This window comes from Sphingomonas sp. IW22, from assembly GCF_041321155.1.
Lineage (GTDB): Bacteria > Pseudomonadota > Alphaproteobacteria > Sphingomonadales > Sphingomonadaceae > Sphingomonas.
On the sequence record NZ_JBGGWB010000001.1, the window covers coordinates 98,775 to 119,823 of the forward strand.

General features: G+C 64.8%; 20 protein-coding genes and 1 tRNA gene. 9 read left to right on the forward strand and 12 right to left on the reverse strand.

The window, feature by feature from the left end; genetic code table 11:
- Positions 1-84: 84 nt before the first annotated feature.
- Entirely contained in the window at positions 85-1,842 is a 1,758-nt protein-coding gene (locus ACAX61_RS00495) for a tetratricopeptide repeat protein (RefSeq protein ID WP_370712876.1), read from the reverse strand.
- A 659-nt stretch (positions 1,843-2,501) separates the two neighbouring features.
- Between ACAX61_RS00495 and ACAX61_RS00500 the strand changes: the two genes are divergently transcribed.
- From ACAX61_RS00500 to ACAX61_RS00515, 4 genes are all read left to right on the forward strand, one after another.
- The gene (locus ACAX61_RS00500) at positions 2,502-2,840 is read left to right on the forward strand and encodes a hypothetical protein (RefSeq protein ID WP_370712877.1); all 339 of its coding nucleotides are present in this window, start codon (positions 2,502-2,504) and stop codon (positions 2,838-2,840) included.
- Between the two features lie 406 nt (positions 2,841-3,246).
- Positions 3,247-3,393, forward strand: coding sequence for a hypothetical protein (locus tag ACAX61_RS00505; protein ID WP_370712878.1), 147 nt, complete (start codon positions 3,247-3,249; stop codon positions 3,391-3,393).
- A 27-nt stretch (positions 3,394-3,420) separates the two neighbouring features.
- Complete coding sequence (locus ACAX61_RS00510; RefSeq protein ID WP_370712879.1) at positions 3,421-3,957, forward strand: site-specific integrase; 537 nt, start codon at positions 3,421-3,423, stop codon at positions 3,955-3,957.
- Between the two features lie 102 nt (positions 3,958-4,059).
- Positions 4,060-4,133 (forward strand) — tRNA-Gly (locus tag ACAX61_RS00515).
- Positions 4,134-4,195: 62 nt separating this feature from the next.
- Here the strand turns inward: ACAX61_RS00515 and ACAX61_RS00520 are convergent.
- The 7 genes from ACAX61_RS00520 to ACAX61_RS00550 all read right to left on the reverse strand — a co-directional run bounded on the left by ACAX61_RS00520 (position 4,196) and on the right by ACAX61_RS00550 (position 13,362).
- Complete coding sequence (locus ACAX61_RS00520) at positions 4,196-5,863, reverse strand: MFS transporter (protein WP_370712880.1); 1,668 nt, start codon at positions 5,861-5,863, stop codon at positions 4,196-4,198.
- Between the two features lie 147 nt (positions 5,864-6,010).
- Positions 6,011-6,787, reverse strand: a complete 777-nt coding sequence (locus ACAX61_RS00525; protein WP_370712881.1) for a hypothetical protein — start codon at positions 6,785-6,787, stop codon at positions 6,011-6,013.
- Between the two features lie 26 nt (positions 6,788-6,813).
- The gene (locus ACAX61_RS00530; protein WP_370712882.1) at positions 6,814-7,821 is read right to left on the reverse strand and encodes an aldo/keto reductase; all 1,008 of its coding nucleotides are present in this window, start codon (positions 7,819-7,821) and stop codon (positions 6,814-6,816) included.
- A gap of 12 nt (positions 7,822-7,833) precedes the next feature.
- Positions 7,834-9,324, reverse strand: a complete 1,491-nt coding sequence (locus ACAX61_RS00535) for a Ppx/GppA phosphatase family protein (RefSeq protein WP_370712883.1) — start codon at positions 9,322-9,324, stop codon at positions 7,834-7,836.
- Positions 9,321-11,537: an RNA degradosome polyphosphate kinase gene (locus tag ACAX61_RS00540; protein ID WP_370712884.1), complete on the reverse strand. Its 2,217-nt coding sequence runs from the start codon at positions 11,535-11,537 to the stop codon at positions 9,321-9,323. Before ACAX61_RS00540 ends, ACAX61_RS00535 begins: the two co-directional genes overlap by 4 nt.
- Positions 11,534-12,172: an HdaA/DnaA family protein gene (locus ACAX61_RS00545; protein WP_370712885.1), complete on the reverse strand. Its 639-nt coding sequence runs from the start codon at positions 12,170-12,172 to the stop codon at positions 11,534-11,536. The genes ACAX61_RS00540 and ACAX61_RS00545 overlap by 4 nt, the downstream gene beginning before the upstream one ends.
- A complete protein-coding gene (locus ACAX61_RS00550) occupies positions 12,169-13,362 on the reverse strand; it encodes a heavy-metal-associated domain-containing protein (protein ID WP_370712886.1) in 1,194 nt (397 codons plus the stop codon). The genes ACAX61_RS00545 and ACAX61_RS00550 overlap by 4 nt, the downstream gene beginning before the upstream one ends.
- A gap of 102 nt (positions 13,363-13,464) precedes the next feature.
- Between ACAX61_RS00550 and purM the strand changes: the two genes are divergently transcribed.
- Together purM and purN are read left to right on the forward strand one after the other, a co-directional pair.
- Positions 13,465-14,562 (forward strand): phosphoribosylformylglycinamidine cyclo-ligase, encoded by a 1,098-nt coding sequence (gene purM, locus ACAX61_RS00555; RefSeq protein WP_370712887.1) that lies wholly within the window; start codon positions 13,465-13,467, stop codon positions 14,560-14,562.
- Complete coding sequence (purN, locus tag ACAX61_RS00560) at positions 14,555-15,130, forward strand: phosphoribosylglycinamide formyltransferase (protein ID WP_370712888.1); 576 nt, start codon at positions 14,555-14,557, stop codon at positions 15,128-15,130. Before purM ends, purN begins: the two co-directional genes overlap by 8 nt.
- Before the next feature lie 27 nt (positions 15,131-15,157).
- Here purN and ACAX61_RS00565 read toward each other — a convergent pair whose 3' ends face one another.
- Both ACAX61_RS00565 and ACAX61_RS00570 read right to left on the reverse strand, forming a co-directional pair.
- Positions 15,158-15,622 carry a hypothetical protein gene (locus tag ACAX61_RS00565; protein WP_370712889.1) on the reverse strand — a complete coding sequence of 155 codons (465 nt, stop codon included), beginning with the start codon at positions 15,620-15,622 and terminating at the stop codon, positions 15,158-15,160.
- A 52-nt stretch (positions 15,623-15,674) separates the two neighbouring features.
- Positions 15,675-16,487, reverse strand: a complete 813-nt coding sequence (locus ACAX61_RS00570; RefSeq protein ID WP_370712890.1) for a M15 family metallopeptidase — start codon at positions 16,485-16,487, stop codon at positions 15,675-15,677.
- Here ACAX61_RS00570 and ACAX61_RS00575 point away from each other — a divergent pair.
- The 3 genes from ACAX61_RS00575 (at position 16,486) to ctrA (ending at position 18,909) form a co-directional block, all read left to right on the forward strand.
- Entirely contained in the window at positions 16,486-17,154 is a 669-nt protein-coding gene (locus ACAX61_RS00575; RefSeq protein ID WP_370712891.1) for an RluA family pseudouridine synthase, read from the forward strand. The two genes, ACAX61_RS00570 and ACAX61_RS00575, sit on opposite strands and share 2 nt — an antisense overlap.
- Before the next feature lie 6 nt (positions 17,155-17,160).
- Positions 17,161-18,099 (forward strand): LysR family transcriptional regulator, encoded by a 939-nt coding sequence (locus tag ACAX61_RS00580; RefSeq protein ID WP_370712892.1) that lies wholly within the window; start codon positions 17,161-17,163, stop codon positions 18,097-18,099.
- 108 nt (positions 18,100-18,207) lie between these two features.
- Complete coding sequence (gene ctrA / locus ACAX61_RS00585) at positions 18,208-18,909, forward strand: response regulator transcription factor CtrA (protein WP_370712893.1); 702 nt, start codon at positions 18,208-18,210, stop codon at positions 18,907-18,909.
- A 104-nt stretch (positions 18,910-19,013) separates the two neighbouring features.
- On the opposite strand, the gene metC is transcribed toward ctrA, so the two are convergent.
- Positions 19,014-20,255 (reverse strand): cystathionine beta-lyase, encoded by a 1,242-nt coding sequence (metC, locus tag ACAX61_RS00590; protein WP_370712894.1) that lies wholly within the window; start codon positions 20,253-20,255, stop codon positions 19,014-19,016.
- Positions 20,210-21,046: a 3-mercaptopyruvate sulfurtransferase gene (gene sseA, locus ACAX61_RS00595; protein WP_370712895.1), complete on the reverse strand. Its 837-nt coding sequence runs from the start codon at positions 21,044-21,046 to the stop codon at positions 20,210-20,212. Before sseA ends, metC begins: the two co-directional genes overlap by 46 nt.
- Positions 21,047-21,049 lie beyond the last annotated feature (3 nt).

A 21,049-nucleotide genomic window follows, 5' to 3' on the forward strand; every position in this document is an offset into this window, starting at 1 on the left:
GCCGGATGATCGGCCAGCGAACTGGATATTCACGAGGGCAGCCAGAACGCCGGTAGGTCGAATGTGCCAACGCCAGCCGTCCGATTACAGGCGCTCCATCCGAAGCCAGCGCCTGTCGCCCAGCCAGGCCTTGTCGAATGCCCGCCGGGCCGCTGCGGCTTCGAGCTTGTGCCCTTGCGCGGCCTCGCTTCGGGCAAGGCCATAGAGAATCCAGCCGTTGTCAGGGGTCTGCACCAGAGCTGCACGGAAGGCCTGACTTGCAGCGCGGTAATCGCCGGCAAGGAACAGGGCCCCGCCGAGAGACTGCTGGACCGGATAGTACCAGTATGCAGGTTCCTGGTAGGGCAATCGCGCCTCGATCGCCGCGGCTTTGCGGAAATAGCCGATCGCATCCGCATACCGACGTTGGGCCGTGGCATGCTTGCCGCGTGCGACGGCCTCCGCCAGCGCAAGTAGGTCGGGCGCCGGAACACCTTGTTCGATCATTCCGGCGAAGGCATTTGAAGCCTTTAGCCGGTTAATCGCCGCCAGTTCCGCCTCGAAGCCGGACTGGTCGCCTAGCCGGGACTGGGCGATGGCTCTGGCAAAGTGGCGCATCGCTGCGGCGTAAGGCAGTCGCGGATCGGGCGCGGGCATCGCCAGGATTGCTGTCGACTTGGCAAACTGGGCCATGGCCAGGAACGGCGCCGCGTCGATTGCCTGGATCCACGCGATCCGGGCGGAGGTCTCTGGGTCGAGCACGGTGCGTAACCGCTGCGCTTCGCGGATGGCGGTGCGCATGTCGCCCGCCATCTGCGCCGAGGTCACGATAAAATGGATATTGTGCGGGTAATAGCCATAGCGGACCAGGCTTTGGTCGTTGGTGCCGCGAATGAAGGCCTCGTCAGCCCTGGCAGCCGCTACGTTCACCCGGATCGAATCCGCATGGCGTCCGAGCCGCTGATAGATATGCCCTGGCATATGCACGAGATGACCCGCAGTCGGCGCTGACGGAACCGACAGCCGATCTGCGGCAGCTTCGGCACGCTGCGGATCGCTCGCTTCCAGCAGGTGAATGTAGAGGTGGCCGGCCTGCGCATGGGCGGGATTGCGGCGGACGACACTTTCGACCAGTCGCACCGCATCGCCGCTGCGGCCGATCGGTGTCCTCTTGTCGCTTTCCCAGTAGTTCCAGGGACTGGTGTCCATTGCCGCCTCGGCCGCCAGCACCGCTACATCGTCGTCCTGCGGGAAACGCGCCGCAGCCGCGATCATCGCATCGGCGTAGGCCGCGTCCAAGGCAGCACGATCTGCCTCGGGATCGCGCGAATAGCGAAGCGCCAGCGCTTCGATCAGCGCGCGTTCGAGCGGCGATACCTTATCCCTCATCGCCATTGCGCGGTCGATTGCACCGAGCGCGGCCGGCCGGTCGCGCTCGTCCATCGGCGCATTGATGTTCGGACCGAGCGCAACCGCCTCGCCCCACCAGCACATCGCGCAACCGGGATCAATGCGTTGCGCCTCGCGGAAGGAACGGACCGCGCCTGCGTGACTGAAGCCGTAGGTCAACAGCAGGCCCTGGCTGAAGTAGCGCTGTGCTTGCGGTGAATTCGTGGTCACCCGGAATGCAGATCGGGTAAGGTCGGCAAACAGCGGGATGGCAGCGGCCTGGCTGGCCGGCGCGGCTGCCGCCGAGGACATCAGGAGGTTTCGGGTCAGGCTAAGGCTGCCGTCGCGAGAGCCACAGATCAGTTTGGCGACTTCGCTGGGATCTAGGGCCGAAGCCTCCGGAGATGTCAGGCTCAGCGAGGGGGCAAAGCTTGCCAGCGTCAAGCCAAGACCAACCAAGGCGGCGGATTTCAACTTGTGACGCACAACAGTTCCCCATGTGAAAAGGACGTTTGAGCGATCTGCACAAGGTATCACATATTGTGAGCAGTTCCAGGCAAAGGTATGCGATCATCTTCTGACTGAGCGGCTAGAACGGAGACTGACAAAAACGATTGGATATGGGCAGTTCGGTGTGAATTGAAAGCCGTTTCGCTCCGCTGAATGTCAGCTTTTGCGATTTTCCGCGTCCGAACCGGATTGGCAGCAAGCGGCCCAGTTTCGGCCGCGACGGGTCGCCAGAATGGGCGTTAGCGCTTGGGCAGTGAGCGAACGGCTGCGAGCGTCCGCAACTTGGTCCAAGCAGCTTCATCCGACCTTTAAGTCATCATGGATGTGAATCAATGCGATGGGGGTCCTTTTCTTATTGTCGCTTTCAGTCCACGCTGAACCACGAAGCACGGCCGAGGCCGCGCTTCGGTGATGACGAGGATCTCCGGAATACCGCTGGCGGACCCTCGGCCAACGTCGTCACCTAGGCCGGGGGTCTGTCAGCGGCAGTCCGTGAGCACGCTCTCGCGTTGGATCATAAAGAACCCCTCGCACACCAGGCGTCAGCGCGCCGTGCGGAGGTGGACGAAACCCGACCTAGTCCGACATCGTTCGTCCAACCGCTGATCTCCTTAATAGAGGAGATGAACTCCGTCGGGTTGGGATACGAATGCCTCGCGAACATCGCGGGCCGTTCGGATCAGAACACCCGTTCGATCCGCCCCGACAAGGGCAAGGATGAGGGCAGTTTCGAGACCATCGGTTCTCGAAAGGGAAATGGCGTGCGCGTATCGCGCAAGAAGAACCCGATTAGCGCGGCGGCGATTCGACGCGTTCTCGACGCGGCAAGCAAGGCGGGATTCGCTGTCGGGCATATCGAGGTGCAGCCGGACGGCACGATCCGTCTGAGCGCTGGCGGAGCATTTCAGCCCGTTTCACAAAACCCGAACGGCATCTTCGACGAGTGGGAAGCTGGCCTGTGATCAAGGGGGTCCACTTCGTGCTTAAGCGTTTGGCCGATGGTGTCAGCCGCTGGTACGTCTATGCGTGGCGTGGCGGTCCGGTCGTCATGTCGGCGGATGGACGCAAGCCATCGCTGATGATAAAGGCGCTGAAAAAAGTTGCCATCGCTAGGCGAGAGCGGGACGCGGCACTTAAGCCTGCTCCTACGACGATCCAGACGCTGATCGACAAATGGCAGAACAGCCCTGAATGGTCGGACCTGGCGCCCAATACTCAGAAGGCCTGGGGCTCGAGCGTCCGCGCCATTCACGCCAAGTGGGGCAAGGTCCCGTTGACAGTCTTCAACGATACGCGAATGATCGCAAAGGTCGTCGACTGGCGCGACCAGCGTCGAGAGACGCCGCGGCTGCGGACAACGGCGTCACGGTGCAGCGGGGTGACCTCAAGATCAACGTGGCCGAAAAGATCGGGAAGATCTACGTCAACGGCCAGAGAGCGGAGATCTTCTGGACCAAGGACGATCTGGCGGCCTTTCGAGAAGGCGGCGCGCGAGAAGGATCGCGCGGTCTATGAGGCCGTTCTCTTCTGTTCGGTGACCGGTTGCGACGCGAAGACCTCACGCGGGTCACTTGGTCGTCGGTCGGCGATTACGCCATCGTCAAGAAGGCGATGAAAAGCAGTCGATGCAGGCGCCATCTAGCCACGGTCCCGCGCATCCCGCAATTGGACGACGTGCTGGATCTGCTCGAAGGGCGCTATCGGGCACAGGGTGTCGATACGGTTCTGGTCAATTCCCATGGCGAGCCCTGGAACCTCGACACACTGAGTAAGGAGGTGGCGCGTATCGTCAAGCTCGCCGGCAGCCTGCACGTCGATTCTGGCGGAGAAGGCGGCGCCCAGCGCAAGCGGCGCAAGCACCTCCACGACGTCCGCGGCACCTTCGTCACCTATCTCATGACCGAGACCGACCTCTCCGACGCCAAGATCGCCAGCATCATGGCGTGGTCCGTCGATGAGGTGACGCGGATCCGCCGCATCTACGTTGATGGCACCGCCCGCCAGATCGCGCTCGGCAAGCGCATCGCTCGCGGTCTGACACCGCGGTGGATGTCAAAAGATGCGGGCCAAGCGTGTTGACGGCGGGATGGGGCTCGTGGCATTGCCTGCCCCGCCCGCTGTAAACCGGAATTGTAAACCGGCGCCGCACAGAGGGACTTTTCAGCGCTAAGTTGTTGAAATGCGGGTGTAGCTCAATGGTAGAGCAGAAGCTTCCCAAGCTTACGACGGGGGTTCGATTCCCCTCACCCGCTCCAGCCCCTTAAACAATGCGGAATGTCGCGGCCCCGACCGCCGATCACGGCCAGGGCCTCACGCTTCATTCGTCGATATTGCGGCGAAAGGTTTCCGGCAGGAACAGCAATCCGATCACCACCGTCGCCGCCGCGATTAGCACCGGATACCATAGCCCATAATAGATATCCCCCGTCGCGGCGACCATCGCGAAGGCTGCGGTCGGCAGGAAGCCGCCGAACCAGCCATTGGCGATGTGACATGGCAGCGACATCGACGTGTAACGGATACGGCTCGGAAATAACTCCACCAGCATCGCCGCGATCGGTCCGTACACCATCGTCACCAGCAGGACGAGGGCGAGCAGGATCAGCACGACGCTTACCCGGTCCGTCTCTGCCGGATCGGCCCGGTCGGGATAGCCGGCAGCGTACAGTCCGGCCCTGACTTGAGCCTGATAGGCGGCAATGGCGTCCGCTCGCTCGGCACCTGCCACGAGTGAGGGGTCGGGCGCGGTGAGCGCTGCGTCGCCAATGCGGATCTGCGCGACCGTTCCGGCGCGAGCCGGCACGTTGTTATAGTTGATGCCGTTCTTCGCCAGATATGCCTTTGCAATGTCGCAGCTGGTGCTGTCGAACTTGTTGCCGCCGACCGGATCGAACTGGAACGAACATTCCCCCTCGTTCGCGACCACGCTGACCGGCGCCATTTGGACCGCACGGGCCAATGTCGGGTTTGCCGCGTCGGTCAGGGCATGGAACAGCGGGAAGTAGCTGATGGCAGCAATCGCACAGCCGGTCAGGATGATCGGTTTGCGCCCTATCCTGTCCGACAGCCATCCGAAAAAGACGAAAAAGGGCGTGCCGATCGCTAGCGCGATGGCGATCAGGATGTTGGCCGTCGCGCCGTCAACCTTCATGATCTTTTCGAGGTAGAACAGGGCGTAGAACTGGCCAGTGTACCAGACTACCGCCTGCCCCGCGCCCGCGCCGAACAGCGCGATCAGCACCCAGCGCAAATTCTTCCACTGCCCGAATGCTTCCTGGATCGGGGCCTTCGATGTCGTTCCCTCGTCCTTCATCTTCTGGAAGACCGGGCTTTCCGAGAGCTGCAGGCGGATCCACATCGACACCGCAAGCAGCACGATCGAAATCAGGAACGGCACGCGCCAGCCCCAGCTTGCGAACGCCGCCTCACCAATCGCGGTACGCAGGCCGATGACAACCAGCAGCGCGGCGAACAGCCCCATCGTCGCCGTCGTCTGGATCCAGCTGGTGTAAAGGCCCCGCTTCCCCGGCGGCGCATGTTCCGCGACATAGGTCGCCGCGCCGCCATATTCGCCGCCCAGTGCCAGCCCCTGAAGCAGCCGCAACGCAACCAGGATGAAGGGGGCCGCAACGCCGATGGTCGCGTAAGCGGGCAACAGGCCAACGGCAAAGGTCGACAGGCCCATGATCCCCATGGTGACCAGAAACGTGTTCTTGCGCCCGACCAGATCGCCGATGCGGCCGAACACCAGCGCACCGAACGGCCGCACCGCAAAACCCGCGGCGAACGCCGCCAGCGCCAGGATGAACCCGGTGGTCTCGTTTACCCCGGAAAAGAACTGCGCCGAAATATAGCTGGCCAGCAGGCCGTAGAGATAGAAGTCATACCATTCGAACACCGTCCCAAGCGACGATGCGGCGATCACCAGTTTTTCATTCTGTGTCGCTGCGTGATGCTTGGGCAGTTCGTCCAATCCCGTCGCCAACGCGCCTCTCCCCGGCAAGACCGCTTTTGCGGCTATCGTCGGACCATATGGGCTTCATGCGGATGCGGGAAGGGCCGACCTTTCAGGCGATGGTTCGATCGTCGGCGGCGGTTTTCGCCCATCCCGCACGACCAAATCCGCCCTACCCTATCGCGCGCGGCGGCGTTCGATGCCGTAATCGATGCGGATGCGGACCCACTCCCCGATCCGGGGCCGCCCGCCGATGCGCGGTGGGCGCACCCGGAACTGCCACGCCGCCGCCAGCACCGCGCGGGCAATGTTCGAACGGTCCGGTGATTCGCCCAGCGACACGCAATCTTCAACCCGGTAGTCGGGCGCGGTCCGGCACGCGATCAGCCCCCAGCCCGGCCCTGTGGCGGTTGAGAGATACCCGCGCAGTTCCTCAGGATATGGCTCGCGATACCAGGACGCTGCGTAGAGCGGCTCGCCATTGGGGGCGGTGCCGACGCGTTCGGTATCGCCCGGCGTGCCGGTGTCTGGTGGCCCCATTACGGCGCGCCGCGCTGGACGGGCGGGTGCGGGCGCAGGGCGCGCGACATCGGACGACGCCACCACATCGCGCGGCATGGGGATATAGGGCAGCGGTACCGGCGGTTGGACCGGGGTCACCACTGGCGGCGTTGGCGCGGGTGGCGCGAGTGCGGGCGGCTCCGCCGGCGTGTCCTCGGGCACTTCAGCCGCCTCCTCGGCCGCGGCAGGGCGGGCGGGTTCCGGCTCGGCCACTGCCGGTTCCTCCGCCGACGGCGCCTCCATGGTGAAGACAGGCGTGGTGCGATCTTCCTCCCGCTCGACATCTCCGGGGCGCAGTGTCAGTAGCAACAGCGCCAGCAGCAGCTCGATCAGCAGCGCCAGGCCGACCCCCGCCGCACGCCGCCCCAACCCGGCACGAACACGGTCGGGCAAAAGTCGCAAAAGCGGCGCGATGGCCGTCAGGCGAGTTCCTCATCGGCAAAGGTTTCGGTGTCGATCTGTGCCTGCATCGCTGCTGCATAACGCGGGCCGCGAATTGCGCCCGGCCCAAAGATCAAGTCGATCCGCGCCAAGATTTCGGGCGTCACCACCACGTTCAGCGCGCCCAGATTCTCCTCAAGATGGCGGACGCTGCGTGTGCCGGGAATGGGCACGATATGCTCACCGCGCGACAGCACCCAGGCCAGCGACAATTGCGCGGGAGTGCATCCGATCTCGGCCGCCAGCGCGTCGAACAGGCCGACCGCTTTCAGATTATGGGCCAGCGCATCGCCGAAAAGGCGCGGCATCTGGGCGCGAATGTCGCCCGCGACATAGGCGTCCTCACGCACCCCGCCCGCCAGCAACCCGCGGGCAACCGGCGAAAAGGCGACAAAGCCGATGCCCAATTCCTCGCACGTGCGGATCACGGCAATCTCGCCGTTGCGGACGATGGGCGAATATTCGGTCTGCACCGCCGCGATGGGATGAACATTATGGGCGCGCCGGATCGTCCCGGCGCTCATTTCGGACAGGCCGATCGCGCCGATCTTGCCCGCTTCCTTGGCCCGCACCAATGCGCCGACCGACTCCTCACTCGGCACCCTGCGGTCAAGGCGGTGGAGATAATACAGGTCGATATGGTCCGTCCCCAGCCGAACCAGCGCATCGTCCAGGGTACGCGCGATGGCGGCGGGCGATCCGTCGAGCGACCGCTGGCCGTCGACCACATCCAATACGCACTTGCTGGTCAGCGTGAACTCGGTCCGCCGGTGGCCAACGGCGCGACCCACCAGTTGCTCATTCTCGCCCGCGCCGTAAAGCGCAGCGGTGTCGAGCAACGTCACGCCCAGATCGAGCGCGCGGTTCAACAGCGCCTCGGCATCCGCCGCCAATGGCTTTTCGCCATAACCGTGGCTGATGTTCATGCACCCCAGGCCGATGGCGGATACGGAAAGGGAGCCGATGCGGCGGACTGGCAACGTCATTTCAACCCTCGCTCAATCAGCGGCATGAAGCGGCGAACGCCCCATCGCCCCCGCCAGCGCCTTGTGCCGACGCTCCACCGTTTCGCCATAAAGCGACGAAAGGCCCAGCCCGGTGTGCAGCACCACCGCCTCATCGCCAAGGCTCATGCTGGTGTTCCTTAGCGGTGCTGCGACCCCGCCCGACAGCCGCTGGCCCAGCCGCATTGCCAGCCCCCAACGCACCGCCATTTCCAGCATGTCGGGCGATGCCACACGCGCCAGTGGATCGGGCGATTCGCTGCCACCGCCGAAGCATGTGAACAGCGCCTGCGCCAGCATCGCCCGCCCCGGCGCGTCGATCGCTACCCAATTGCCGTGCAGAGCGACCTCAAGCCCGCGTTCGGCGCGAAACTCCGGATTGGCCAACCACGCCACATCCGCCAGCAGGCAAGCGGCGTGCCGCAACCGCGCCATTTCCGCCGTTTCATCCGCGAACAGCGGTGCGATCCACGTGTCGAGCAGGTCGCCATGCTCTGGAAAGCGGCCCAGCCGCCGTCCCTCTTCCCGCGTGGCGACGATCAGCGGGTCCAGCGAGCGGGTCGCATCGTCCAGTGCGCCATACAGCAACCCTTCTCGCAGCCCATAGGCGGACGCGATGCAGGTCGAACTTCCCAGATGCCGAACCAGCGACGAGAGCAGATGCGCGGCGTCGCCCATGGTCGCGATGCGCCCGCCCGACAGGTTGGGGATCGCGCGCAACTTGTTCTTGGGCAGATGGCCCAGCGTTCGGATCAATCGCTGCACCGTCTGCGCGGACAGGGCATAGCCATGGATGACCGGAAGCGGATAGCCCGTCTGGTGCATGTCCAGCCGCGCCAGCGCGCGCCACGATCCGCCGACCATATACAACGGCAAGTCACGCCCGCGCCCGGTCCAGCCCGCCCCCGCCAGTGCGCGTTCGACATAGCGGTCCAGCGCGCCCTTGCCCTTATCCCGGATAGCCGCGATCCGCAGCACGCCCAAGGGAAAGGACACCCTTTCCCCCACCTGCCCATCGGTCACACGCACCAGTTCGAGGCTGCCCCCGCCCAGGTCGCCGACAATGCCGTCGGCGTCGGGGATGGCGGAAAGCACCCCGTGACCGGACGCCGTTGCTTCGGCCTCGCCCGACAGCAATTCGACCTCCAGCCCCAAATGCGCGGCCATGGCCAGCAATTCACCGCCATTGCTTGCTTCGCGGACGGCGGCGGTGGCGACGGTGCGAAGCTCGTTCACCTCCATCTGCCGTGCCAGCAGGGAGAAGCGGGCCAGTGCCGAACGCGCGGCGGCCATGCCCTCCGCGTCGATCGCCCCGCTTTCGGCCAAACCACGGCCCAGCCCCGCCATCACCTTTTCATTGAACAGGATGGCGGGCAGCCGGGTCGGCCCTTCGTAAACGACGAGTCGGATCGAGTTCGAACCGATGTCGATAATCGCGGTGCGGCGGCGCGCCTCACTGGGCTGGCGACGAAAAAAAAGGCTCACGCCGGGTCCAGATCCTGCGCGGGCGGCGGGGCTGGCGGCACGGATGCCACGGCAGGCCGCCGCAGCTTGAGCTTGGGCACGGCGCCCCGCGATTCCAGCGCAGCACCACGCCCCGACAGCGACGGATTGGTCATGAAATAGCGGTGGAGGTTGAACGGCTTGGCGCCCGGTTCATCCCGCTCGTAAATGCCGTCGGGCTGCAATTCCCAGCTTTGCTCGCTGTCCAGCAGATTGGCGACCATCACCTGATCCAGCACCTGATCGTGGACCGTCGGGTTGGTAACCGGCAGCATATATTCCACCCGGCGGTCGAAATTGCGCGGCATCCAGTCGGCAGAGGAAATGAACACGCGCGCATCGTCATTGGGCAGCTTCTTGCCGTTGCCGAACGCCCAGATTCGGCTGTGTTCCAGGAAACGGCCGACGATCGACTTGACGCGGATATGGTCCGACATGCCCGGCACGCCAGGCCGCAGGCAACAGATGCCACGCACGATCAGGTCGATTTCCACCCCCGCGCCGCTTGCCTCGTACAGCTTTTCGATGATCGCCGGATCGACCAGCGAGTTCATCTTGGCCCACAGCCCCGCAGGCTTGCCCGCGCGGGCAAAGGCGATTTCCCTGTCGATCAGCGCCATCAAGCTGGGCCGGAGGTCGCGCGGACTCATCCTCAACTGTTCCAGCCCCTGCGGCTCGACATAGCCAGTGACGTAGTTGAACAGTTGCGCCGCATCGCGCCCAAGCGCCGGATCGGCGGTAAAGAAGCTCAGGTCGGTATAGATGCGCGCCGTGATCGGGTGATAATTACCCGTTCCGAAGTGGCAATAGGTGCGAAACTCCGCACCCTCACGCCGGACGACCATCGACACCTTGGCGTGGGTCTTCCAGTCGATGAAGCCATAGACGACCTGGACGCCCGCACGCTCCAGCGCGTCGGCCCACAGCAGGTTCTGCTCCTCGTCAAAGCGCGCCTTCAATTCGACGACCGCGGTGACGGACTTTCCGGCCTCCGCGGCGGCGATCAGCGCGCTGATTACCGCCGATTGTTTGCCCGCACGATACAGCGTCTGCTTGATCGCCACGACATCCGGGTCGGCGGCAGCCTGCTTCAGGAAGGCCAGCACCACGTCGAATGTTTCATACGGGTGGTGAACAACGATGTCCTTGGCCCGGATTGCGGCAAAGCAATCGCCGCCATATTCGCGAATTCGTTCAGGGAAGCGTGGCGAGAAGGGCGGGAATTTCAGGTCCGGGCGATCCTCATCGACCAAAGCCGCCAAATCGCCAATGCCCAGGAAGCTGCCCTTTTCGGTCAGGATCGCCTCGCTGCCGCCAAGTTCCTCCTTCAACACCGCCTCAAGCTCAGCGGTAATGGCGGTTTCCATTTCCAGACGGATGACGCGCCCGCGCCGCCGCCTTTTGATGGCGGTACGGAAATACAGGACCAGATCCTCGGCCTCTTCCTCCAGCTCGATATCGCTGTCGCGCAGGATGCGGAATGCGGCGGCGCCCTTCACCTCGTAGCCGGGGAAAAGCTGCGGCGCGAAACGCTTGAGCATCTCCTCGATCGGGACATAGCAGGCGGCATCCCCCGGCAGGCGGACGAAGCGCGGAAGGGTGGAGGGCAACAGCACCAGTTCGCGGATTGCCTGTCCGTCAGCCTTTCGCACTAGGTCGAAAATGACGCTGGAGCCCTTGTTCGGGATGAAGGGAAACGGATGGGCGGGGTCCAGCGCTTGCGGCGTCAGGATCGGGAAAATCTGCTCACGGAAATGCCGGTCCAGCCACTCGGCTTCCTCACCGTCGATATCGCCCGCGTACAGCACGCTGATCCCCGAACCGGCCATCAGCGAACGCAGGTCGCGCCAGATCGACTGCTGGGAATCAGCAAGGCGCCCGGCCTCTGCCACGATGGCTGATAATTGCTGGGTCGGCGTCAATCCGTCGATCGAACGCAGTTCGACACCCTGAACCTGCTGCCCCTTCAGGCCTGCCACGCGGACCATGAAGAATTCGTCGAAGTTCGAGCCGGAAATCGACAGGAACCGCAGCCGCTCCAGCAATGGATGGGCGGTGTTGCACGCCTCCTCCATCACGCGGCGGTTGAAGGCCAGCCATGACAGCTCACGATTGAAGTAACGTCCGGTCGACGGCTCGGCAAAGGCCTCACCATCATGGGATTCTTCAAAATTGGGGCGGACGGGCCGGGTCATGCTTCCTCGCGCCGAAGTTCCCCTGCCCCTTGGACCAGCAGACCCCGTGCTTGCAAGGCCGGGCGCGCAAGCGGGATCGAAATACGCCCGCGCTCCGCCTCATGCGCGGCATCGTCCAGCGCATCGACGACGCGCATCAGCGACAGATAGGTGCGGTCGACGCGCTTCAGAATCCAGGCGATCACCTCGTCCCCCGCGAACAGCTCGCGCCGATCGAACTGATAGCGCAGCAGATCGACGAACAGCGCATCGTCCGGCTCATCAATCCGCAGAACCGGCGTCGCGGCCAGTCGGGAACGCAGGTCGGGCAGACGGATGTTCCACTCCGGCGGCGCATGGTCGGCGATGATCAACAACGGCTTGCGATCCGCCTGCGCCATGTTCCAGGCATGGAAGATATCGGTTTCCGCAACGCGGTGGGCGTCGTCGATCATCCGTCCGTCTGCCCGCTGCGCAAACAGCCGGGCGATCAGGCTGCGGCCCGACTTTCGCGGACCGACCAGCAGCGCCGCCATGACCGGCCAGGTGCCCCAATGTTCGAGGTGATGGACGACGCTGGCATTCGCCTCGCCGACGATGAACTCGTCTCTGCGCGCTCCTTCGGGACGTTGGAGCGGCAGGCGAAGCTGGCTCATTCGCGGGGCGGCGCCTCAGCAGGCGCGGCGTTGGGGGCGCCAGAGCGCACGATGCGAAGCGTGCTGCCGCTTCCTTCAACCTGCCACCCGCGCGATTGCAGCGCGGCGGCCAGCGCAGCGGGATCGCCCGCATACTCCACGCGCATCAGCGACAAGCCTCCCAGCGCGAGGCTGCTGGTCACGGCGGATCGCACGCCGGGAATCGCGCGGACCGACGTTTCCGCCGCGCTGACCGCACCAACGCCCGGCGTTTCGAACTGAAGCGTCACGCTGGCGACCGGCGCGGACGGCATCATCGCCTCTCCACCCTCGATCACCGGGATTTCTTCGGGCAGGCCGGACGCCTCTTCCTCAGCCACGGGGGGCACGAATTCGAGCAGCGGATCGGTGCGCAGCACGCCGCCGCGCAACGCCGCCTGATAGGCTTCGTCGATTCGCCGCACGCCGGTGTCGAGCAGCGCGCCGATACCATCGGCATTGGCGACGCGCAGGCTGAACCGCGCGATTTCCTGATTGTCGGGGCCATGCCCCGCGCGGAAGACGCCGATCACCGGGCCACCTGGCCATTGGCGATACAGCGTAACCTGCGGGATCAGCACGTCGGTCGCGCCATATTGGTCCAACACGTTACGCCACCAGCCCCGCCCCGGTCGCCCGGTCAGTCCGGCGTTCATCAACAGCGCGTCCGGCCCGTTACCGGCGGGGCGGATATAGTCGATCGTGGTATTGCCGGTGCGGAACCGGCCCCATGCCGCCACCCAGGCATTGTCGCGCTCAAAGGTCGTTTCGACCCCACCCGAACGCATGGTCGGCACGACCAGCAGCGGCGGTGATCGCGTCATGAAGCCGCTGACGCCCAGAATCTCTGCGGCGCGGTTACGATTGAACAGTACGCCCAGCCGCGCGATATAGCGGTTCGGGCCGATTTCCTCATGTTCGACGACGATGCCCGTCACCAGCGAATCGAGCCCCGAATCGGGCAGGCTGCCCGCCTTGCCGGTCAGCCGCTGCGACAGCATCGACCAGCCCTTTCGCTGGGCCAGCCGCCATCCGCCGTCACGAGCAGCATCGGCATCGCGCCCAGATACATCGACGGTGACGCCCGAAACCTCGAAGCTGCCCGACCCGTCCTGCGCGCGCGACGCACCGATCGCCAGCGTCATCGCAGCGCCGGCGGCAATCATCGCCATTCTGGAAAGCAAAGCCCGCATCGTCGCGCCCTTTTGGCCGACCCGCTTCAGAAATCCAAGCGCGAGTTTCCAAGGGCCGCGGATCGCGCTAGGGGGCCGGGCATGAGCGAGCCAACCTCCTATACCTATGCCCAGGCGGGCGTTTCGATCGACGCGGGCAATGCGCTGGTGCGCGCCATCGGCCCCTTGGCACGGGCGACGCGGCGTCCGGGTGCCGATGCGGACCTTGGCGGGTTCGGCGGCATTTTCGACCTGAAGGCCGCCGGGTTCAACGACCCGCTGCTGGTGGCGGCCAATGACGGCGTCGGCACCAAGCTGAAACTGGCGATCGAGCATGACGCGCATGACGGCGTCGGCGTCGATCTGGTCGCGATGTGCGCCAACGACCTGATCGTTCAGGGGGCGGAGCCGCTGTTCTTCCTCGATTATTACGCCAGCGGAAAGCTGGACAATGCCGTCGCAGAGCGCGTGATCGCGGGCATTGCAGAGGGGTGCCGTCAGGCGGGTTGCGCGCTGATCGGCGGCGAAACGGCCGAAATGCCGGGCATGTATGCCGATGGCGACTACGACCTTGCCGGCTTCTGCGTCGGCGCGGTGGAACGCGACGCGCTGCTGACCGGGCGCGACATTGCCGCGGGCGACGTGGTGTTGGGCTTGGGTTCGACGGGCGTGCATTCCAACGGCTATTCGCTGGTCCGCCGCCTTGCCGCCGACAAGGGGTGGAAGCTGGATCGCCCCGCCCTGTTCGATCAGGACGTGCTGATGATCGACGCGCTGATGGCGCCGACGCGCATCTATGTAAAAAGCCTGCTGCCGCTGGTGCGGGCAAAGGCGATCAAGGGGTTGGCGCACATTACCGGCGGCGGCTTGCTGGAAAACATCCCGCGCGTCCTGCCTGACGGCGCTCATGCACGTATCGACGCGACCGCGTGGGAACAGCCGCGTCTGATGGCCTTTCTTCAGGCACAGGGCGCGATCGAGCCTGAGGAGATGGCCCGCACCTTCAACTGCGGCATCGGCATGGTCGCCATCGTCGGTGCCGAGCAGGCCGATTCGGTGGCCGAATCGCTGCGCGCCGCCGGAGAAAGCGTCCATCGAATCGGCGCAATCCAAGCGGGTGCGCGTGGCTGCACCGTGGCGGGCGATGCCGGCACCTGGTCCGCCCGCGCCGCATGGGAAGCGACCCACCTGCATGGCTGAACGCACGCGCGTGGCCGTGCTGTTGTCGGGGCGCGGTTCGAACATGCAGTCACTGGTCGCCGCATCGCGTGCGCCCGACGCACGCTATGACATCGTACTGGTAGCCAGCGACAAGCCCGAAGCGCCGGGCCTCACATGGGCGGCCGGCCAAGGCATCGCGACTTTTGCCGCGTCGCCGAAGGGCCGTCCAAAGGCAGAGTTCGAGGGCGAGATCGACGCCGCCCTCCGCGCAGCCGGGGTCGAGCTGATCGCATTGGCGGGCTACATGCGCCTGCTGTCGCCCGCATTCGTCGCCGCATGGGCGGGGCGCATTCTGAACATTCACCCTTCGCTGCTGCCCAAATACAAGGGCCTCGACACCCATGCCCGCGCCATTGCGGCGGGCGACACAGTGGCGGGCGCGTCGGTGCATCTGGTGACGGAAGCGCTGGATGACGGCCCCGTCATCGGCCAGACGCAAGTGCCGGTAATGGCTGACGATACCGCCGATACGCTGGCTGCGCGCGTGCTGGTTGCAGAACACGCGTTGTATCCGGCGGCGCTGAATGGCTTTCTTTCGGCTCGCTAGATAGCCGATTCATCAAGCCACCCGCGTTCAACCGCCCCACGCGCGGCCGGGGCGCCGACCCCTTAGAACCGGAATCGAAGGGTCTCGTTCGGGGCCAACGCAGACCACTGGCGGGTGAATTCGGATTGCCTCCACGTCGTCGTGGGAAATCACGGCAACGCGGTGCCCCCGCGCGCCGCACGCATGCTCATACGTGGCGATCAGCTCAGCCGCCGACGCCTGGCCGCCCCACATTTCCGCCTGAAAGGTTTCGACCAGGCGCTCCATCGCTTCTTCGCTGTCTCCGCCCGCAGTGGCGAACTCTGCCGCGCTGCCGTCCTTCACCAGTGACAGGAATCCGCGATGCGTGAGAACGCTCTCTACAGCATAGTGAACCATGTCATGTGGGATGATGCCTTGTTTCGGGCACAGGATCGCCTCCGGGTCCACACCCTCCCGGACGATAGTGAGTTCGTCGAATTTGCCGATTCGCTTTACGAAAATCAGTTCCATGATCGAAATCGATCCTCCCAAAGTTAGCGCGCCAGCCACTCTGGCCTGCTGCTTACCGGGGACCGCCTTGAATACCCGGCCGCGCCGGAAACCGGCTGCGCGCCGTCGCAAAGGTCCGCCGCGCCGCTTCGGCGCCGGGCGCCGACGCGTCGGCGCCGACCCAGCGCCAGTGCCACGGCTCCCACTTCACCCGCTGCTGGTTTCCTGCGGGAAAGGATAGTTCGAACCCGTATCGGGACGCATTGGCCAGCAGCCACTTGCCCATCGCCGTCGCGGCAAAGCAGGCGTCGGCGTCGGGACAGCCGCGCCGGTCGCGCGTGCCGAAATCGATCGCATAGCCGGTTGCGTGCTCGCTGTGCCCCGGCGGGGCCGATGCCCATGCCCGGTCGGCGAAGCCGCGCGAGCGCCCGGACAGGATGCCCGCGCAAAAGGTCTGCGCCTGAAACGCCACGCTGCGCCGACACGACACCGCCCGTAATTGCCCACGTACCGCCGGGTCGGCATCGGCAGCGGCGATCAGCCGGTTGAGGTCGTTCAGCATCGCCGGATGAACCCGACAACTTTCGTCGCCCAGCGCGGCGGGCGCGGGGACCAAGGCGGTGGCCGGCATTTCGGGATAGGGAAAGTGATTGAGCAGGCGTCCGTCGACACCCGGCGCCACCGTTCCGCGCTCGCATAACGCCACCGGCGGGCGCCTCGGCGCCACCAGTACGGGCGGCGACGCGGCAGGCAGCGCAATGACGGGCGGCGGGGTGGGATTCGGAATGCTCACCGGCACAGGGCCGGGCGCAGGCGCGCAGGATGCGAGCGTAAGCAGCAACGCCCCCTCCCCCACGCGCCCCACCCATGCTAGGCGAAGCGCCATGACCGCTGCACCCCATCTGGCCGACCGCGTATTGTTCATTGATGGCGAAGCGCTGATTCTCGACAAGCCCGCCGGGCTGCCGGTTGACACCCCGCGTGACCGTTCGATCAGCGTCGAGGCAATGCTGGATGACCTGACCTTCGGCTTCAAGCGCGCGCCCCTTCCCGTTCATCGGCTCGACCGCGATACCAGCGGTTGCCTGCTCCTGTCGCGCAACCCCAAGTCGCACAAGCGGTTCCAGCAGGTTTTCGAAGCAGGGCTGGCGTCGAAACGGTATCTGGCCGTGCTGGACGGCGTGCCAGCGACCGAGCGCGGCACCATCGACCTTGCGCTGGCAAAGGTATCGAGCGCGGAGGCAGGCTGGCGCATCGTGCCCAAGCAAAGCGGCAAGCGCGCCGTTACGCATTGGGAGATCCTGTGCGTCGAAAATGGCCGGGCGCTGGTCGCCTTTGTCCCGGAGACCGGCCGCACGCACCAGATCCGCGTCCATGCGGCCAGCGGCATCGGCGTGCCGATCGTGGGGGATGCCGTTTATGGCCGGGGCGCTTCGAGCGGCATGCTGCTCCACGCCGCGCGCCTGTCGATCCCGCGTGAGGGCAAGGCGTCTGTGGAGGCCGAATCACCCTTGCCACAGCGTTTCGCCGCTGCCGGTTTCGGCGAGGGATAGGGCGCGATGCACCTGCCCGACTTCGAAGCCTGGGCAATGTTTGCCTGCGTTGTCGAGCACCGCTCATTCAGCGCCGCCGCCCAGACGCTTGGCGTCAGCAAAGCGACCGTTTCCAAGGCGATCAGCCGGCTTGAGGCGCGACTGGGCACGGCGCTGTTCCATCGCACCTCCCGCCGCCTGACGCTGACCGACAGCGGGCGCGCGCTGGCCGAACAGGCGCAACGCATTCTGGCTGAAGGACAGGCGGCAGAGGAACAGGCGCTCGAAAGCGCGCGCGCACCCACCGGGCTGGTCCGGCTGGCGGCGCCGATGACCTTTGGCGTGCGCCATGTCGCGCCGGCACTGGCCGATTTCATGCTCGCGCATCCGGGGATCGAGGTCGACCTGCACCTTTCCGACGCGCGGGTCGATATTGTGGCAGAGGGGATCGACATCGCCCTGCGTATCGCGGACCTGCCCGACAGTTCACTTCGCGCCCGGCGATTATCCGCTGTCAGCTCGCATGTGGTCGCCAGCCCCGGCTATCTCGAACGCCACGGTACGCCGACCCACCCCGCGCAACTGGCCGACCATGCATGCTTCGGCTATACCAACATCGCAAACCCCACCTGGACATTTCAAGGGCCTGGTGGTGAGCAGGCCGCGGTGCGCGTGGTGGGACCGCTATCCACCAACAATGGCGAAGCGATGGTTCCCGCGTTGAAAGCGGGAGTCGGTATTGCACGGCTGCCCGACTTCATCGTCGATCCCGAAATAAAAAAAGGTGAATTGGTGAAGATTCTGAACGACTGGCGCGCGCCGCCTGTCGCACTTCACTTGCTCACACCGCCCAGTGCGCGACGCCCTGCGCGCGTGGAATTGTTGATTTCGTGGTTGTCCGAACGCTTTCGTAACATCTGTGATCCAGGTGATACGGGTCCGGGATTCCGTGGGACTGTCGATTAGCAGGAAATTAACCTTTTGGCTTCAGAGACGTTTAGGTTAATGAAGCAGTCCGGGGGGCGGCGGCGCCATTGGGGGCCTGCTTCCGTTTCAGGACAGGGGATCCGGCCGATGCGCGTATTGCTGATCGAGGACGAACCGAACACCGCCAAGGCGATCGAGCTGATGCTCGAGACGGAGGGGTTCAACGTCTACTCGACTGATCTTGGCGAGGAGGGTGTCGACCTCGGCAAGTTGTACGATTACGACATCATCCTGCTCGATCTGAACCTGCCAGACATGCATGGTTACGACGTGCTGAAGAAACTGCGCGTCGCACGGGTGCAGACGCCGGTTCTGATCCTGTCGGGCATTGCCGAAATGGATTCGAAGGTGCGCAGCTTTGGCTTTGGCGCCGATGACTATGTGACCAAGCCCTTCCATCGCGAAGAATTGATCGCGCGCATCCATGCGGTTGTGCGCCGGTCCAAGGGTCACTCGCAGTCGGTTATCAAGACGGGCAAGCTGTCGGTCAATCTTGACGCCAAGACGGTCGAGGTTGGCGGCGCGCGCGTGCACCTGACCGGCAAGGAATATGCGATGCTTGAGCTGCTGTCGCTGCGCAAGGGCACGACGCTGACCAAGGAAATGTTCCTGAACCACCTGTATGGCGGGATGGACGAACCGGAACTGAAGATCATCGACGTGTTCATCTGCAAGCTTCGCAAGAAGCTGTCGATGGCCAGCGACAGCGACAATTATATCGAGACTGTCTGGGGTCGCGGTTATGTCCTGCGCGACCCGGATGAGGTCAAGGAAGCGCAGGTCGCCTGACCACGCTGATATTGGCCAATTCTAATCGAAAAGGGCGTCGGTTCGCTGGAACCGGCGCCCTTTCCGTTGGAGTCAGCGTCAAGCACCGCCAATGTCGATCGCCATCAGCCTGAGGCGCGAAAGCGGGCTAGCCCGGCCGCCAGATCCGCGATCAGGTCGTCGCTATCCTCCAGTCCGATCTGAAGCCGGATCATCGGCCCCTCCGCGCTCCATTCGGTGGCACTGCGATAGAATTTGGGGTCGATGGGAATCGCGAGGCTTTCGAACCCGCCCCAGCTGAAACCGATGCCGAAATGGCGAAGGCCGTCGACCATCGCCACCCGGCCGGCGTCGCTGCCACCGTTCAGAACGATGCTGAACAAGCCCGACGACCCGGCAAAATCGCGCTGGAACACGTCGTGGCCCGGACAATCGGGCAGCGCCGGGTGCAGCACACGCGCGACTTCAGGCTGTTCCTTCAGCCATTTGGCGATGGCCAGCGCCGAACGCCCCTGCTCCCGCAAGCGCAGCGCCATGGTGCGAAGGCCACGGCTGCCCAGCCACGCGTCGTCCGGACTGACGCACTGGCCAAGCTGATAGGTCGCGGTCCGCAACGCCTCGTACCGGCCCAGCCCTGCGGTCACCGATCCCAGCATCACGTCGGAATGGCCAACGACATATTTGGTGCAGGCCATGATCGAATAATCCACCCCGCGCCCGATCGCGGGAAACAGCACGGGCGTGGCCCAGGTATTGTCCAGCAGGGTCACGATGCCCCGCGCCCGCGCGACAGCGACAATTGCGGGAATGTCCTGAACCTCGAACGTCAGGCTGCCAGGGCTCTCCATGAAGATCGCTCGTGTCGACGGGCCAATCACCGTCTCGATCCCGGCGCCGATCATCGGATCGTAAAAGCGCGTGGTCACGCCCATCCGCTTGAGCAGGCCGTTGGCCAGCGAGCGCGTGGGGTCATAGGCGCTGTCGGGCACCAGCAGTTCGTCGCCCGGTGACAGCACGGCGAGCAGTGCTGTCGAAATCGCCGCAACGCCCGACGGATACAGCAACGTCCCCTCTGCCCCCGGCTCCAGGTCGTTCAGCGCGTCGGACAGGCTCCACTGCGTCGGCGTGCCCCGCCGCCCATAGAAAAGCCGGTGATGCGTATCTCGCGACGCATTGGCGCGCAGGTCACCGACCGAGTCGTACAGGATGGTCGATGCCCGCCACACGGGCGCGCTGACGATGCCGCCCGTCCATTCGTGCCGACGTCCACCCTGCACGACGCGCGTGGCATCGCGCAGTGTCTTCTCACTGTTCTCATCACTCACGCGGCACTTTTCTCCTTGGGCGTAGAGGGGTCGGCACCCCATTCGGTCCAGCTGCCGTCATAAAGCGCGGCATCCTTGCCCAACAGATGCAATGCGAACGCCAGCACGGCCGCCGTCACGCCCGAACCGCATGTGGTAACGATCGGCTTGTTGATATCGACCCCCGCGGCTTCGAACACCCCTGCAATGTCCTCAGCGGATTTGTAGGTGCCGTCGGCTTCGAACAACCGGGCGATAGGGACGTTGACCGAACCCGGAATATGCCCGGCGGCGATCTCTGCGCGCGGCTCCGGCTCCTCCCCGCTGAAGCGGGAGGCGGATCGGGCATCGACGACCTGTTCGGCGCCGCTGTTCAGATTGGCTTTCATATCGTCGAGCGCGCGAACCTGCTTGCGGTCGGCCCATGCGGTGAAATGTCGGTGGCGCGGTGCCTCCCGCCCGCTGGCGACCTCCCGCCCTTCGGCCTGCCATTTGGCAAAGCCGCCATCGAGGATGGCGACGTCGTGCGCGCCAAAGGTGCGGAACATGAACCATGCGCGCGCGGCTGTGCGATATGGGGAGTTGTCATAGATGACGATGCGGCTGCCGTCGCCAAGCCCGAGCGACTGCATGCGGCTCGCAAACTTTTCCGCCGGCGGCAGCATCATGGGCAACGGCGCGGCTGTGTCGCGAACATCCTCAAGGTCCAGGAACACCGCGCCGGGGATGTGCGCGCGTTCATGGTCGGCGGCGGGATCGCCCTGCCCGGCCATTACCCACGTCGCATCGACAATGCGCAGATCGCTCGCACCCATTTCGTTGGCGAGCCATTCGGTCGAAACCAGCGAATCCATGCC